At 60.2% G+C, this 15060-nt stretch carries 13 protein-coding genes; 8 read left to right on the top strand and 5 right to left on the bottom strand.

Annotated features, from left to right (window positions below; translation table 11 throughout):
• Positions 1–83: 83 nt before the first annotated feature.
• Positions 84–932, top strand: a complete 849-nt coding sequence (locus tag AC6I7Z_RS00605) for a PhzF family phenazine biosynthesis protein (RefSeq protein ID WP_497812792.1) — start codon at positions 84–86, stop codon at positions 930–932.
• Positions 933–1037: 105 nt separating this feature from the next.
• On the opposite strand, the gene AC6I7Z_RS00600 is transcribed toward AC6I7Z_RS00605, so the two are convergent.
• Positions 1038–1796 carry an SDR family NAD(P)-dependent oxidoreductase gene (locus AC6I7Z_RS00600; protein WP_497812791.1) on the bottom strand — a complete coding sequence of 253 codons (759 nt, stop codon included), beginning with the start codon at positions 1794–1796 and terminating at the stop codon, positions 1038–1040.
• A gap of 115 nt (positions 1797–1911) precedes the next feature.
• Between AC6I7Z_RS00600 and AC6I7Z_RS00595 the strand changes: the two genes are divergently transcribed.
• The 6 genes from AC6I7Z_RS00595 to AC6I7Z_RS00570 all read left to right on the top strand — a co-directional run bounded on the left by AC6I7Z_RS00595 (position 1912) and on the right by AC6I7Z_RS00570 (position 8082).
• Positions 1912–2811, top strand: a complete 900-nt coding sequence (locus AC6I7Z_RS00595; protein WP_033753486.1) for a LysR family transcriptional regulator — start codon at positions 1912–1914, stop codon at positions 2809–2811.
• A 45-nt stretch (positions 2812–2856) separates the two neighbouring features.
• Positions 2857–3873 carry an inner membrane protein YhjD gene (gene yhjD / locus AC6I7Z_RS00590; RefSeq protein ID WP_497812790.1) on the top strand — a complete coding sequence of 339 codons (1017 nt, stop codon included), beginning with the start codon at positions 2857–2859 and terminating at the stop codon, positions 3871–3873.
• Positions 3874–4148: 275 nt separating this feature from the next.
• Positions 4149–5483 (top strand): MFS transporter, encoded by a 1335-nt coding sequence (locus tag AC6I7Z_RS00585; protein ID WP_434124697.1) that lies wholly within the window; start codon positions 4149–4151, stop codon positions 5481–5483.
• A gap of 80 nt (positions 5484–5563) precedes the next feature.
• Entirely contained in the window at positions 5564–6484 is a 921-nt protein-coding gene (locus AC6I7Z_RS00580) for a LysR family transcriptional regulator (protein ID WP_497812789.1), read from the top strand.
• A gap of 81 nt (positions 6485–6565) precedes the next feature.
• A complete protein-coding gene (locus AC6I7Z_RS00575) occupies positions 6566–7564 on the top strand; it encodes an aldo/keto reductase (RefSeq protein WP_497812788.1) in 999 nt (332 codons plus the stop codon).
• 194 nt (positions 7565–7758) lie between these two features.
• Complete coding sequence (locus AC6I7Z_RS00570) at positions 7759–8082, top strand: hypothetical protein (RefSeq protein WP_497812787.1); 324 nt, start codon at positions 7759–7761, stop codon at positions 8080–8082.
• 56 nt (positions 8083–8138) lie between these two features.
• On the opposite strand, the gene ilvC is transcribed toward AC6I7Z_RS00570, so the two are convergent.
• Positions 8139–9614: a ketol-acid reductoisomerase gene (gene ilvC / locus AC6I7Z_RS00565; protein ID WP_497812786.1), complete on the bottom strand. Its 1476-nt coding sequence runs from the start codon at positions 9612–9614 to the stop codon at positions 8139–8141.
• Positions 9615–9775: 161 nt separating this feature from the next.
• On the opposite strand from ilvC, the gene ilvY reads away from it, so the two are divergent.
• Complete coding sequence (ilvY, locus tag AC6I7Z_RS00560; protein WP_497812785.1) at positions 9776–10657, top strand: HTH-type transcriptional activator IlvY; 882 nt, start codon at positions 9776–9778, stop codon at positions 10655–10657.
• Here the strand turns inward: ilvY and ilvA are convergent, their stop codons facing one another.
• From ilvA to AC6I7Z_RS00545, 3 genes are read right to left on the bottom strand one after another with little or no spacing between them, the layout of a single operon-like run.
• A complete protein-coding gene (ilvA, locus tag AC6I7Z_RS00555; RefSeq protein WP_497812784.1) occupies positions 10658–12205 on the bottom strand; it encodes a threonine ammonia-lyase, biosynthetic in 1548 nt (515 codons plus the stop codon).
• 3 nt (positions 12206–12208) lie between these two features.
• Positions 12209–14059: a dihydroxy-acid dehydratase gene (ilvD, locus tag AC6I7Z_RS00550; protein ID WP_497812783.1), complete on the bottom strand. Its 1851-nt coding sequence runs from the start codon at positions 14057–14059 to the stop codon at positions 12209–12211.
• 60 nt (positions 14060–14119) lie between these two features.
• Positions 14120–15049 carry a branched-chain amino acid transaminase gene (locus tag AC6I7Z_RS00545; protein ID WP_033753504.1) on the bottom strand — a complete coding sequence of 310 codons (930 nt, stop codon included), beginning with the start codon at positions 15047–15049 and terminating at the stop codon, positions 14120–14122.
• Positions 15050–15060: the final 11 nt, after the last annotated feature.

Genomic DNA, 15060 nt, shown 5'->3' with positions numbered 1-15060 from the left:
GAATTGTTAACATATTGATAACCCTGTCAGGCCATAAACGCAAATGTCGGGCGTGGAAATGCCCTGTTGAGAAAGGAGTAATCATGAACGTCGCGTTTAAGCAAGTAGATGTCTTTACCTCGTCCGCGTTTAACGGCAATCCGCTGGCGGTGATTATGGATGCGCAGGGCCTGAGTGACGAGCAGCTCCAGACCATCGCCCGCTGGACGAATTTATCTGAAACCACTTTCGTGCTGCCGCCGCAGCATCCCGAAGCGGACTATCGCGTGCGCATCTTTACCGTCGAAGGGGAGCTGCCGTTTGCCGGGCATCCGACGCTGGGCACGGCGCATGCGCTGCTGGAAGCGGGCTGGCCGACGAAAAATCCCGGCAGGATGGTGCAGGAGTGCGGCGTCGGCAACGTGACGATCAGCATCGACGCCGAGGGTTCGCTGGCGTTTGCCGCACCGGATGCGGCCATCACGCCGTTCACCGACGCGCTGATGGGCAATGCGCTCGGCTGCGAGCTGTTCGACACGACGCAAACGCCCGCCGTGGTCGATATGGGCATCCGCTGGCTGCTGATCCCGATGATAAGCGCCGAAGCGGTGCTGGCGATTCAGCCCGCCGTCAGCGATCTGCAGCGCCTGATCGCCCACGCGGGCGCTGCCGGCGTGATGCCGTTCGGCCCGCTGCCGCACGGCGAAAGCGAGCAGTATGAAGTGCGCGGCCTGCTGGTGGAAAATGGCAGCCTGACGGAAGATCCCATTACCGGCAGCGCCAACGCCTGCCTGGCGCGCTACTTTGCCGCGCAGGGCCAGATGCGGGATTACCGCACCCGTCAGGGCACGGCGATCCAGCGCCAGGGGCGCGTATCGGTGCGCTATCAGGGCGAGCAAATCTGGATCGGCGGCAAAACCGTCACGGTCATTGACGGCACCATCAGGCTGTAGCCATAACGCTGCCGGGCAAGTGACATGAACCTGTCGCAACGTCCAGGGCGTCTCTGCTCGCCCGGCGCAGGCAGGCATTTCACGCCTGAAGTGCCTGCCTGCGGTTTATAGCGCCTGGCCGCCTGACGCCTCGATGCGCTGCGCCGTGATCCAGCCGGTTTCCTCGCTGAGGATAGCGCAGATGGCGTCGCCGATATCGTCCGGCTGCCCGACGCGCCCCAGCGCGGTAAGCGCCGCGATGGTGTCGTTGATCTCTTTGTTGTCGCGCACGCGCCCGCCGCCGAAGTCGGTCTCGATGGCGCCTGGCGCCAGGATATTAACGCGAATGCGGCGCTCCCCCAGCTCTTTCGCCTGATACCGCGTCAGCACCTCCATCGCGCCTTTGACCGAGGCGTAAGTGGCGGAGCCGGGATAGGTCATGCGCGTCAGGCCGCTGGAGATATTCAAAATGCGGCCGCCGTCATTAATCAGCGGCAGCAGTTTCTGCGTCAGAAAATAGGGGCCTTTGAAGTGAACGTTAACCAGCGCGTCGAACTCTTCCTCTGTGGTCTCGCTAAATGGCTTATAGTGACCATGTCCGGCGTTGTTGATTAAATAATCAAAGCGCTCGCGCTGCCATGTTGTTTCCAGCGTCTGTTTGACCTGCGCGACAAAGCCGCTGAACTGGCTGCTGTCGCCGACATCCAGCCGCAGCGCGGCTGCGCGGCCGCCCAGCGCTTCAACCGCTGTTACCACCGCCTGCGCCTCTTCGTCATGGCTGCGGTAAGTAAAAAGGATATCAACGCCCTTTGCGGCCAGTTTTAACGCCGCATTTTTGCCTAAACCGCGGTTGGCGCCCGTGATCACTGCAATTTTATTACTCATGTTTCGATCCTGTTGCAAAATTGAACACCAAATCAGGATATTCCCCAATAATTGATCTATAAATGCCTGGGAATACGCAGCACTGTTTCACTTACAACAACAATCGGTGAACAACATGGACAAAATTCACGCAATGCAGGTATTTGTGCGGGTGGCGGAAATGGGCAGTTTTACCCGCGCGGCAGAGAGCTTAGGCCTGCCGAAAGGCAGCGTGTCGCGCCAGCTGCAGGCGCTGGAAAATCAGATGGGAACGCGGCTGCTGCATCGCACCACGCGCCGCGTGCAGCTTACCCAGGATGGGCTGGTCTACTACGATCGCTGTCTGGATCTGCTGTCGATGATCGACGATATGGACAGCCTGTTTCAGCACGATCCCGCCACGCTGAGCGGTAAACTGCGCGTCGATATGTCGGTGGCGATGGCGACCGGCTTTATCCTGCCGCGTCTGCCGGAGTTTTTGCAGCACTATCCCGGCGTGGAGATCGAGCTTAGCAGCAGCGACCGCATGGTGGACGTGATCCGCGAAGGCTTCGACTGCGTTATCCGCGTCGGCGAGCTTAAGGATTCCGGCCTGATTGCGCGAAAAATCGGCACCTATACCTTGATCAACTGCGCCAGCCCCGGCTACCTTTCCCGCTTCGGCATGCCGACGCGGCTGGAGGAGCTGTCGTCGCACGCCATGGTGCACTACACGCAGCAGCTCGGTCAGCCTTCGCCCGGCTTTGAGTATTTTGACGGCAAGCAGTGCCACTACGTGCAGACCGGCGGCGTCGTCACGGTCAACAGCACGGAAACCTATCGCGCCGCCTGCCTGGCGGGACTGGGCATTATTCAGGTGCCGGCAATGGGCATCTATCCGCTGCTGGAGTCCGGCCAGCTGGTGGAAGTGCTGCACGCCTTCCCGGCGAAGCCGATGCCGATCTCTCTGCTCTACCCTCATCGGCGCAATGTGGCGCGGCGCGTGCGCGTGTTTATGGAGTGGCTGAGTCAGGTGTTACAGGAGTATGTCACCTGAGCGGCTATAATTGCCTTTTCAAGTAAAGCAGGATGATAACTGTCTATGACGGACAAACAGGAAAACCCGACCACTTCCGAGCAACCTAAGCCGCTGATCGATATTCAGACCGGCAATAAAACCGTCGATGGCTCGATTCGTCGCGTATCGCGCTTTGCCGCCTGGTTTCAGGCGATTCCGGCGGTAGCGCACTTTATTCGCGCGCTGGAGCGCTTTAACGATCGTCTGGGCAGCCAGTTCGGCGCGGCGATTACCTACTTTTCGTTTTTGTCGCTGATTCCGATCCTGATGGTCTCTTTCGCCGCCGTGGGGTTCGTGCTGGCGTCAAATCAGGATCTGCTGTCGGAGCTGATCAATAAGATCGTCAACAGCATCAGCGATCCTACGCTCGCCACCACGCTGAAGAATACGGTGAATACCGCCATCCAGCAGCGCGCCACGGTGGGCATCACCGGTTTGCTGCTGGCGCTCTACTCCGGCATCAACTGGATGGGCAACCTGCGCGAAGCGGTGCGCGCCCAGTCGCGCGACGTCTGGGAACGCAAGCCGGACGATCAGGAGAAGTTCTGGAAGAAGTATCTGCGCGATCTGATTTCGCTGATCGGCCTGATGCTGGCGCTGGTGATCACGCTGTCGCTGACCTCTATCGCCGGCGCGGCGCAGGCGGCGATCGTCAACGCGCTGGGGCTGGCGGATATCGAGTGGCTGCGCCCGGCGATGACCGCCATAGCGCTGGCGATTTCGATTATGGCCAACTATCTGCTGTTCCTGTGGATTTTCTGGATCCTGCCGCGCCATAAGCCGCGCAAAAAAGCGCTGTTTCGCGGCACGCTGCTGGCGGCTATCGGCTTTGAGATCATTAAGTTCGTGATGACGCTGACGCTGCCGAAGCTGGCCACCTCGCCCTCCGGCGCGGCCTTCGGCTCAGTGCTCGGCCTGATGGCGTTCTTCTACTTCTTCGCCCGTTTGACGCTGTTCTGCGCCGCCTGGATCGCCACCGCGAAGTATAAAGACGATCCGCAGATGCCCGATTCGCGCCGCGCCTCGCGTCATCAGGTGTAAAAAAACGTTAACGGCAGCGAAAAATTTCCCCCTTCGGCTATTTTTTAATCATCCAGCAGGATGAATAGCTGAAGGGTCACTTTTATTTCCCGGTTTTATAGAGATTCCCGCTGCAAAAGGCGGGCTTCTCCCTGCCTTAATCCACGCATTCCATTGCGACACAAATTATTCACTTTTTCGCCGAAAAAGCCCGTTCTGGCGCGGTTTATCAGCGTTGAATGCGGCATGCCAGGTGCGTAATATTCCTGGTCTCTATTTACAATTAAGAAACAGTTATGCAAGCCTCCATCACAGAACCCCTGAAAAAGTCACAAGACGAAACGCCGGTGAATTCGCGCGGCAAGGTCGTGGTGGCCTCGCTGGTCGGCACCGCCATCGAATTCTTCGATTTCTATATCTACGCCACGGCGGCGGTGATTGTCTTTCCTCATATTTTCTTCCCGCAGGGCGACAATACCGTGGCGACGCTGCAGTCGCTGGCGACCTTCGCTATCGCCTTCGTGGCGCGCCCGATTGGCTCCGCCCTTTTCGGCCACTTCGGCGACCGCGTGGGCCGTAAGGCGACGCTGGTGGCTTCGCTGCTGACGATGGGCGTCTCTACCGTGATTATCGGCCTGCTGCCGGGCTACCAGTCGATTGGCGTCGCGGCGCCGCTGCTGCTGGCGCTGGCGCGTTTTGGCCAGGGGCTCGGCCTCGGCGGCGAATGGGGCGGCGCGGCGCTGCTGGCGACGGAAAACGCGCCGGCCAAAAAGCGCGCGCTCTACGGCTCTTTTCCGCAGCTCGGCGCGCCGATCGGCTTCTTCTTCGCCAACGGCACCTTTCTGCTGCTCTCCTGGCTGCTGACCGACGAGCAGTTTATGCAGTGGGGCTGGCGCGTGCCCTTTATTCTCTCGGCGGTGCTGGTGATTATCGGCCTTTACGTGCGCGTGTCGCTGCATGAAAGCCCGGTATTCGCGAAGGTGCAGAAAGAGAAAAAACAGGTGCGCGTGCCGATCGCCGCGCTGCTGAGCAAGCATCTGACGGCGACCATTCTCGGCACCTTTATCATGCTGGCGACCTACACGCTGTTTTACATTATGACCGTCTACTCGATGAGCTACGGCACCGCGCCGGCGCCGGCGGGTCTCGGCTTCTCGCGCAACAGCTTCCTGTGGATGCTGATGATGGCGGTGATCGGCTTCGGCGTGATGGTGCCGATCGCCGGACTGCTGGCGGATCGCTTTGGTCGCCGTAAGACCATGATCACCATTACGCTGATGATTATCGCTTTCGCCTTCCTGTTCCCGGCGATGCTGGGTTCCGGCTCGCAGGCGCTGGTAATGGCCTTCCTGCTGCTCGGCCTGAGCGTGATGGGGCTGACCTTCGGCCCGATGGGCGCGCTGCTGCCGGAGCTTTTCCCAACCGAAGTGCGCTATACCGGCGCCTCTTTCTCCTACAACCTGTCGTCGATTCTCGGCGCCTCGGTTGCGCCCTATATCGCCACCTGGCTGAATGCCCACTACGGTTTGCAGGCGGTAGGCTACTATCTGGCGTCTATGGCGGCGCTGACGCTGATTGCGCTCATCGCCTGTAAAGAGACGCGTCATCAGACGCTGTACGAAGCGGTGTAAGAGAAATCAGGAAACCCGGCTAAGGCCGGGTTTTTTGTCATGCTATAGTTCCCGCTGTTTCGGTATGCAGGACAAGAACTATGGCGACGGCAGCGCACCTGATTAGCAGTAACCTTCCCAGCGTTAAACAACTTCAATGCTTTCTCGCCGTCGCCTACGCGCTCAATTTCCGCCAGGCCGCCGAGCGCCTCAACATGACTCAGCCTCCCCTGACGCGTCATATCCAGAGCCTGGAAGCGCTGCTCCACCAGCAGCTTTTTAGCCGCAGCACGCACGGGGTGAGCCTGACCGAGGAGGGGCGCGCGCTGGTCGCCAGGGCGGAGAAAATTCTCGCCGAACTTGACGCCCTTAGCGCCGATTCTCTTTCCCGCCCGCATCCTCTGCGCATCGGGCTGACCCGCACGCTGGACTTTACGCGCATACCGCCTGTCGCCGCGCGGCTGGCGCAGCTGGATACCGGCGACGAGATCGACTCGCCCGATCTGACCTCCGCCCGACTGCTGCAGTGTCTGGCGCAGAACAGGCTCGATCTGGTGCTGACCGGCGAGAAAGGCGTCGGCGCGCAAGAGAACGTCCGCTATCGCTGGATCTGCCGCGAGCCGCTGCTGATTGCGCTGCCGGCCACGCATCCCGCCAGCCGGCAGCAGCAGGTCGCGCTCGACGCGGTCAGCGACCTGCCGCTGTTCTGGTTCGCCAGGCGCGCCAATCCCGCCTTCTTTGATAAGTGCGAACAGGTTTTCGCAACGCTGAAAACGCCGCTGAAAAAGGTCAACGAGCCCGACGACTCGCTGACGATGCTGGCGCATATCGCCCGCGGCAAAGGCTTCGCCCTGCTGCCGCAGTCAAAGTGCGCCTTTAATCAGGAAGGATTGTGCTACCGGCCGCTGCGCGACGACCAGGCGCAGCAGCTGCATATCGACGTGTACGCCGCCACGCGCTGTGACGACGCGCGTCCCGCGCTCCTGCAGGCGCTGGAGAAGCTGAGCGACGGCGCGCCTTAATACCTTTTCAGCATCACAAAAACGGCAATTCCCTGCTGCCCCGCCCGGTGAAAGAATCAGCCCAGGACAACAGGAGGCAGAATGAAAACCCGTTACTTAGCAAAAACCCTGGAGGTCAGCGCCATCGGCTATGGCGCGATGGGCCTCAGCGAATTCTACGGCACGACGGATGATGCGCAGTCGCTGCGTGTTTTACACCAACTCGTCGAGCTGAGGCAGACCTTTATCGATACGGCGGATCAGTACGGCCGCGGCCATAATGAAACGCTTATCGGGCAGTTCCTCGCCGGGCTGGATAGCGCCACGCGCGGCAACATGAAAGTCGCGACCAAATGCGGCATCGAGCGCGCGGCCGACGCGGCTTACAGCCGCACCATCAACAACCAGCCGGACTATATTACCCGCTGCTGCCACGACTCCCTTAAGCGGCTTGGCGTCGAACGCATCGATCTCTTCTATCTCCATCGCGTCAGCCAGGCGACGCCGATTGAAGAGAGCATGGCGTGCCTGAGCCGCCTGGTGCAAGAGGGAAAGATAAACCATATCGGGCTGTGCGAAGTCTCTGCCGCGACCCTGCGCCGCGCGCACGCCGTCCATCCCGTCGCCGCCCTGCAGACGGAATATTCGCTGTGGACGCGCGATGTCGAGGAGGCGATCCTGCCGGCGGTTAAGGCGCTGGATATCGGGCTTGTCGCCTACTCGCCGCTGGGCCGCGGTTTTCTGACCGGCAAATATCTCCGCAACAGCGACTTCGCCGAAGGCGACTTCCGCAAAAACAACGGGCGCTTTCAGCAGGAGAACCTCGATCATAACGCCGCGCTGCTGAACGCGGTACGGCCGCTGGCGGAGAAGTACCGCGCTACGCCAGGCCAGATAGCGCTCGCCTGGCTGCTGGCGCAGTACCCTAAGCTGGTGCCGATCCCCGGTACGAAACAGATCGGCTACCTGGTGGAAAACGCACAGGCGGCGCAGGTGATGCTGGAGGCGGAGGATGTGGCGCTGCTGAACGGCCTTCACCAGCGCGTTCAGGTGCAGGGCGCGCGCTACACCGAGGAAGGCATGAAGGGCGTCAATGCCTGATGTGAACCTCGCGGCCCACTGAAGCGCGATCGGCTATTTTTCCCTGCTGGTTCACGGCTAAAACGGCTGAAGGCGGTGGCATTTAACATGCCTGCAGTGACGCTATTCGGTTTTCATTTGCGCCAGAAACTTTAGCAATTTTCGCATGTACCGATAATTATCAACAGGATAGTTGAAAAAAGCCGGTTATAACTATGAACAGCATAAGCTCAATCAGTTTCTCTTACGACTTGACCAAAGGGGCGATAGTTTCCCAGATCAACTACGTGAGCCAGAGCATCGACAAACTGCTGTCCCTTCGCATTCAGAAAAAATCTGGCCAGGAGAGCGGCGTTGATAAACAGGAACTACAAAAAATTGAATCTCAGATTCGACAGCTACAGACACAAAAAAGTCAGTTAGAGCACCGAAAAGCAAATATCGTCATTCAGCAGAAACAACAGCAAACTCAGTCTGATGTCAAAAATAGTCCCGATATGAAAAAAGCCTCGGGTCGCCAGGTCGATCTCTATATCTAAAAAAACCCCGGCAAGCCGGGGTTTTTCAGTGCTGAAAAGAGTGACGCCTGGCTGCGTTAGCTGGCGACGGCGATACGCTTCATATCGGTCATATAACCGCGCAGTTTACGGCCAACCGCTTCGATCGGATGCTGGCGGATCGCTTCGTTGACGTCGCGCAGCTGCGCGTTATCCACCTGCGTGCCTTCGATCGCTTTGCCCAGGTCGCCCGGCTGCAGCGTGGTCATAAACTCTTTCAGCAGCGGCACCGCGGCGAAGGAGAAGAGATAGTTGCCGTACTCGGCGGTATCGGAGATCACCACGTTCATTTCATACAGACGCTTACGCGCGATGGTATTGGCGATCAGCGGCAGCTCGTGCAGCGATTCATAGTAGGCGGACTCTTCGATAATACCCGCGTCGACCATGGTTTCGAACGCCAGCTCAACGCCCGCTTTCACCATCGCCACCATCAGCACGCCTTTATCGTAATACTCCTGCTCGTCGATTTTGCCGTCGAACTGCGGCGCGGTTTCAAACGCGGTTTTGCCGGTCTCTTCGCGCCAGGTCAGCAGGTTTTTATCGTCGTTGGCCCAGTCAGCCATCATGCCGGATGAGAATTCGCCGGAGATGATATCGTCCATATGCTTCTGGAACAGCGGCGCCATGATCTCTTTCAGCTGCTCTGACAGCGCGTAAGCGCGCAGTTTCGCCGGGTTGGAGAGGCGGTCCATCATCAGCGTGATACCGCCGAACTTCAGCGATTCGGTGATGGTTTCCCAGCCGAACTGGATCAGTTTTTCGGTGTAGGCCGCGTCGTGGCCTTCCGCCACCAGCTTGTCGAAGCAGAGCAGCGAACCGGCCTGCAGCATGCCGCACAGAATGGTCTGCTCGCCCATCAGGTCGGATTTCACTTCCGCGACGAAAGAGGATTCCAGCACGCCTGCGCGGTCGCCGCCGGTGGCCGCGGCCCAGGCTTTGGCGATCGCCATGCCTTCGCCTTTCGGATCGTTTTCCGGATGCACCGCGATCAGGGTCGGCACGCCGAAACCGCGCTTGTACTCTTCGCGCACTTCGGTACCCGGACATTTCGGCGCCACCATCACCACGGTGATGTCTTTACGAATGGTTTCGCCCACTTCAACGATATTAAAGCCGTGCGAGTAGCCCAGCGCCGCGCCGTCTTTCATCAGCGGCTGTACCGCCTGCACGACCGCAGAGTGCTGTTTGTCCGGCGTCAGGTTAACCACCAGATCGGCCTGCGGGATCAGCTCTTCATAGGTGCCGACTTTGAAGCCGTTTTCGGTAGCCTTGCGCCAGGAGGCGCGCTTCTCGGCGATCGCTTCGGCGCGCAGCGCATAGGAGACGTCCAGACCGGAATCACGCATGTTCAGGCCCTGGTTAAGGCCCTGCGCGCCACAGCCCACGATGACCACTTTTTTCCCTTTCAGGAAGCTGGCGCCATCGGCGAATTCATCGCGCGCCATAAAGCGACATTTGCCTAACTGCGCTAACTGGTTGCGCAGATTCAGTGTGTTGAAGTAGTTAGCCATGGGCACTCCGGTCAGATGTTGTGTTTGTTTTTGTCCTGTAACGGCGTGGAAAGCAGCGCCGCGAATGACCCCATCATATGACAGGAAATCCGTTGCTTAAATTGATATATTAGCAAGGTCACATTGCAAAATTTGCAACACTATTTAAGAGGTCATGGAGTATGGATTTACGAGATCTGAAGCTGTTTCTGCATCTGGCTGAAAGCTGCCACTTCGGCCGCACCGCGCGCGCCATGCATGTCAGCCCGTCAACGCTCTCGCGCCAGATCCAGCGCCTCGAGGAGGATGTGGGGCACGCGCTGTTTCTGCGCGATAACCGCACCGTTGTCCTGACCGAGGCGGGCGAACGCCTGCGCCAGTTCGCGCAGCAGACGCTGCTGCAGTATCAGCAGCTTCGCCACGTCATGGATCTTAACGGCCCGTCCCTGAGCGGCGAGCTGCGCCTGTTCTGCTCGGTGACCGCCGCCTATAGCCATCTGCCGCCGATTCTGGATCGCTTCCGCGCCGAGCATCCGCAGGTAGAGATCAAGCTGACCACCGGCGACGCCGCCGACGCCATTGAGATGGTGCAGTCAGGCGAGGCGGATCTGGCTATCGCCGGGCGGCCCGAGTCGCTGCCCGCCAGCATCGACTTTACGCCGCTGGGGCTGATCCCGCTGGTGCTGATCGCGCCGGCGCTGCCCTGTCCGGTGCGCAGCCAGGCGACGCAGCCGTCGCCCGACTGGGCGCAGATTCCGTTTATCCTGCCCGATCAGGGCCCGGCGCGGCGCGGCATCGATCTCTGGTTTCGTCGTCGTCGCATCCCGAATCCGCAGATTTACGCCACGGTGTCTGGCCATGAAGCGATTGTATCGATGGTGGCGCTCGGCTGCGGCATCGCGCTGTTGCCGGACGTGGTGCTGGAGAACAGCCCGGAGCCGGTGCGCAATCGCGTGCTGACGCTAGAGAACGTGGAGTCGGTGGCGCCGCTGGAGCTGGGCGTCTGCGTACAAAAAAAGCGGCTCGGGGAGCCGCTGATTCACGCCTTCTGGCACCTGCTGTAGTTACTGACCGGCGAGGAAGAAGCGGAACGCCGGGTTATTGGCTTCGTCATGGAAGTCATAACCCAGCTCGGTGAGATGTGACTCAAAGCGCGGTTCATTGTCGCCGATTTCAAAAGCCGCCAGCACGCGGCCGTAATCGGTGCCGTGGCTGCGATAGTGGAACAGCGAAATATTCCAGTGGGTGCCGAGCGTTTGCAGAAATTTCAGCAGCGCGCCTGGCGCCTCGGGGAATTCGAAGCTGAACAGGCGTTCGCGCAGCGGCTTCGACGGACGTCCGCCCACCATATAGCGCACGTGCAGCTTCGCCATCTCGTCGTCGGAGAGATCCACTACCTGATAGCCGCCCTGCGTAAGCTGGCTGATAATCTCGCCGCGCTCCTCCAGCCCGCGCGTCAGGCGCACGCCGACGAAAATGCAGGCGTTGTCGGCATCGGCGTAGCGATAGTTGAATTCGGTCACTGACCGGCCGCCCAGCGTCTGGCAGAACTTCAGGAAGCTGCCCTGCTGTTCCGGAATGGTCACCGCCAGCAGCGCTTCACGCTGCTCGCCCAGTTCGCAGCGCTCGGAGACGTAGCGCAGGCCGTGGAAGTTGACGTTAGCGCCCGAAAGAATATGCGCCAGCCGCTCGCCTTTGATGTCGTGCTGCTGGATATATTTCTTCATGCCTGCCAGCGCCAGCGCGCCTGACGGCTCCGCCACCGCGCGCACGTCTTCAAACAGATCTTTCATCGCCGCGCAGATGGCGTCGCTGTCGACGGTGATGATGTCGTCGAGATACTCCTGGCACAGGCGAAAGGTTTCGCTGCCGATGCGCTTTACCGCCACCCCTTCGGCAAACAGCCCGACGCGCGGCAGATCCACCGGCTCGCCCGCCTCGAGCGCCGCCTTCAGGCAGGCGGAGTCTTCTGACTCCACCGCGATCACCTTGATTTGCGGCATCAGCTGTTTGATCAGCACCGCCACGCCCGCCGCCAGACCGCCGCCGCCGACCGGCACGAAGACGCGATCGAGATGCGCGTCCTGCTGCAGCAGCTCCATCGCCAGCGTGCCCTGGCCGGCGATCACCGCCGGATGGTCAAACGGCGGCACGAAGGTGTAGCCCTGCTGCTCCGCCAGCTCGATCGCTTTGGCTTTCGCCTCGTCGAAGTTAGCGCCGTGGAGATAAGCCTCACCGCCAAATGCGCGCACCGCATCCACCTTGATGTCCGCCGTGGTTACCGGCATCACAATCAGCGATTTGATGCCGAGCCGGCTGGCGGAGAGCGCCACGCCCTGCGCGTGGTTGCCGGCCGACGCCGTCACCACGCCGCGCGCTTTCTGCTCTTCGTCTAGTCCGGCGATCATCGCATAGGCGCCGCGCAGCTTGAAGCTGTGCACCGGCTGCCGATCCTCGCGCTTCACCAGAATGGTGTTGCCGAGACGCGATGAAATTTTTTCCATTTTTTGCAGCGGCGTCACCTGTGCGACTTCATACACGGGCGAGCGCAGCACGGCGCGCAGATATTCTGCGCCGCAGGGCGACGCAGGTAGCGGTTGAGCCTCAGCCATCGGTTAGCCTCCCAGCTTACTCTTGTCGCGCACCGCGCCTTTATCGGCGCTGGTGGCGAGGGATGCGTAGGCGCGCAGCGCGAACGAAACCTGACGCACGCGGCCGTGCGGCGTGTAGGCCGCGTCGCCGCGCGCTTCTTCCTCTTCGCGACGCGCGTGCAGTTCGTTGTCCGGCACCGCCAGCTTGATGCCGCGGTTCGGGATATCGATCTCGATGATGTCGCCATCTTTAACCAGCGCGATGGTGCCGCCGCTGGCCGCTTCCGGCGAGGCGTGGCCGATTGACAGGCCGGAGGTGCCGCCGGAGAAGCGTCCGTCGGTGATCAGCGCGCAGCTTTTGCCGAGGCCCATCGATTTCAGATAGGTGGTCGGATAGAGCATTTCCTGCATGCCCGGTCCGCCTTTCGGCCCTTCGTAGCGGATAACGACTACGTCGCCCGCCACCACTTTGCCGCCGAGGATCGCTTCAACCGCGTCATCCTGGCTTTCGTAGACTTTCGCCGGGCCTTTAAAGGTCAGGATCTCTTTGTCTACGCCAGCCGTTTTGACGATACAGCCATCTTCGGCAAGGTTGCCGTAGAGCACCGCCAGACCGCCATCCTGCGAATAGGCGTGCTCACGGGTGCGAATACATCCCTCGGCGCGATCGTCGTCCAGCGTCTCCCAGCGGCAATCCTGCGAAAAGGCCTGGGTGGTGCGGATGCCCGCTGGCCCAGCGCGGAACATATCCTTCACCGCCTGGTCTTTGGTCAGCATGATGTCGTACTGATCCAGCGTCTCGCGCATCGTCTGCTGCAGGATGTTGCGGGCGCTGGTATCGATCAGTCCGGCGCGGTCCAGCTCGCCGAGAATGCCGATGACGCCGCCTGCGCGGTGCACGTCTTCCATATGGTATTTCGGGGTGCTCGGCGCCACTTTACAGAGCTGAGGCACCTTGCGCGACAGGCGGTCGATGTCGGAAATATTGAAGTCGATTTCGCCCTCTTGCGCGGCGGCCAGCAGGTGCAGCACGGTGTTGGTCGAGCCGCCCATGGCGATATCGAGCGTCATGGCGTTTTCAAAGGCTGCCTTAGTGGCGATGTTGCGCGGCAGCATGTTCTCGTCATCCTGCTCGTAATAGCGTTTGGTCAGGCTTACGATGCGCTTGCCCGCGTTGATAAACAGCTCTTTGCGGTCGGCATGGGTGGCCAGCAGCGAGCCGTTGCCCGGCTGCGACAGCCCCAGCGCTTCGGTCAGGCAGTTCATCGAGTTGGCGGTGAACATGCCGGAACAGGAGCCGCAGGTCGGACAGGCGGAGCGTTCGATCTGCTCGCTGTCGGCATCGCTTACGTTCGGGTTGGCGCCCTGAATCATCGCGTCGACCAGGTCAAGCTTGATGATCTTATCGGAGAGCTTGGTTTTCCCCGCTTCCATCGGACCGCCGGAAACGAAGATCACCGGAATATTAAGGCGCAGCGACGCCATCAGCATTCCCGGCGTGATTTTGTCGCAGTTGGAGATGCAGACCATGGCGTCGGCGCAGTGCGCGTTGACCATATATTCCACCGAGTCGGCGATCAGCTCGCGCGACGGCAGCGAATAGAGCATGCCGCCATGGCCCATGGCGATACCGTCATCCACCGCAATGGTGTTGAACTCTTTCGCCACGCCGCCCGCCGCTTCGATCTGCTCGGCGACCAGCTTGCCGAGATCGCGCAGGTGAACGTGGCCCGGCACAAATTGGGTGAATGAGTTGACCACGGCGATAATCGGCTTGCCGAAATCGGCGTCGGTCATTCCTGTGGCGCGCCACAGGGCACGGGCACCCGCCATGTTGCGGCCATGCGTGGTGGTGGCGGAACGGTACTTAGGCATGCTCTGTTTACTCCAGTCTGTAAATGACGCGGGCACAGCTGCGCCCGCGTGACTCTCTTGTTATGGGTTAACCTGATCCAGCCAGCCGTATTTGTCTTCGGTTTCGCCAGTGAACAGGCCGAAGAAAGCTTTCTGGATTTTTTCGGTTACCGGGCCGCGTTTGCCCTCGCCGACCTGAATGCCGTCAACGCTGCGTACCGGGGTGATTTCTGCGGCGGTGCCGGACATGAAGATCTCGTCAGCCAGGTAGAGCGATTCGCGCGACAGCACCTGCTCGCGTACTTCAATGCCCATATCCTGCGCCAGCTTGATGATGGCGTCTCGGGTAATGCCCGGCAGCGCGGAAGAGGTAAACGGCGGGGTAAACAGAATGCCGTCTTTTACTTCGAACAGGTTTTCGCCTGCGCCTTCAGAGATATAGCCGTTGGTGTCCAGCGCGATGCCTTCCTGATAGCCGTGACGGCGCGCTTCGCTGCCCACCAGCAGCGAGGAGAGATAGTTGCCGCCCGCTTTCGCCGCGGTCGGCAGGGTGTTCGGCGCCACGCGATTCCAGGAAGAAACCATGGCGTTGATGCCGTTTTCCAGCGCTTCGGCGCCCAGGTATGCGCCCCACGGGAAGGCGGCGATGATGACGTCAGTGGTATAGCCGTCCGGCGGGTTCACGCCCAGGCCGACATCGCCGACAAACGCCAGCGGACGGATGTAGGCGCTTTTCAGGTTGTTGTCGCGCAGCACTTTACGCGTCGCTTCCATCAGCTCTTCTACGCTGTATTTCAACGGGAAACGATAAATTTTCGCTGAGTCGTGCAGACGCTGCATGTGTTCACGGTGACGGAACACCACCGGGCCTTTGTGCGAGTCGTAGCAGCGCACGCCTTCAAACACAGAAGTACCGTAATGCAGTGCGTGAGACATGACGCTGACCTTGGCGTCTTCCCACTTAACCATCTCGCCATTGAACCAAATAAAGTCTGCTTTCTTCGTGCTCATTCTTATTTCCT

This window comes from Pantoea sp. X-Soil-MYKO-1289, from assembly GCF_059730625.1.
This window is presented reverse-complemented; position numbering and strand designations above follow the sequence as displayed.

Excerpts from the sequence above, each read along its gene's own strand:
- AC6I7Z_RS00595 (WP_033753486.1), top strand. The coding sequence starts at position 1,912 with ATGGACAAAATTCACGCAATGCAGGTATTTGTGCGGGTGGCGGAAATG.
- AC6I7Z_RS00545 (WP_033753504.1), bottom strand. The coding sequence starts at position 15,049 with ATGAGCACGAAGAAAGCAGACTTTATTTGGTTCAATGGCGAGATGGTT.
- ilvC (WP_497812786.1), bottom strand. The coding sequence starts at position 9,614 with ATGGCTAACTACTTCAACACACTGAATCTGCGCAACCAGTTAGCGCAG.
- ilvD (WP_497812783.1), bottom strand. The coding sequence starts at position 14,059 with ATGCCTAAGTACCGTTCCGCCACCACCACGCATGGCCGCAACATGGCG.
- AC6I7Z_RS00580 (WP_497812789.1), top strand. The coding sequence starts at position 5,564 with ATGGCGACGGCAGCGCACCTGATTAGCAGTAACCTTCCCAGCGTTAAA.
- AC6I7Z_RS00570 (WP_497812787.1), top strand. The coding sequence starts at position 7,759 with ATGAACAGCATAAGCTCAATCAGTTTCTCTTACGACTTGACCAAAGGG.
- AC6I7Z_RS00585 (WP_434124697.1), top strand. The coding sequence starts at position 4,149 with ATGCAAGCCTCCATCACAGAACCCCTGAAAAAGTCACAAGACGAAACG.
- yhjD (WP_497812790.1), top strand. The coding sequence starts at position 2,857 with ATGACGGACAAACAGGAAAACCCGACCACTTCCGAGCAACCTAAGCCG.
- ilvA (WP_497812784.1), bottom strand. The coding sequence starts at position 12,205 with ATGGCTGAGGCTCAACCGCTACCTGCGTCGCCCTGCGGCGCAGAATAT.
- ilvY (WP_497812785.1), top strand. The coding sequence starts at position 9,776 with ATGGATTTACGAGATCTGAAGCTGTTTCTGCATCTGGCTGAAAGCTGC.
- AC6I7Z_RS00575 (WP_497812788.1), top strand. The coding sequence starts at position 6,566 with ATGAAAACCCGTTACTTAGCAAAAACCCTGGAGGTCAGCGCCATCGGC.
- AC6I7Z_RS00605 (WP_497812792.1), top strand. The coding sequence starts at position 84 with ATGAACGTCGCGTTTAAGCAAGTAGATGTCTTTACCTCGTCCGCGTTT.
- AC6I7Z_RS00600 (WP_497812791.1), bottom strand. The coding sequence starts at position 1,796 with ATGAGTAATAAAATTGCAGTGATCACGGGCGCCAACCGCGGTTTAGGC.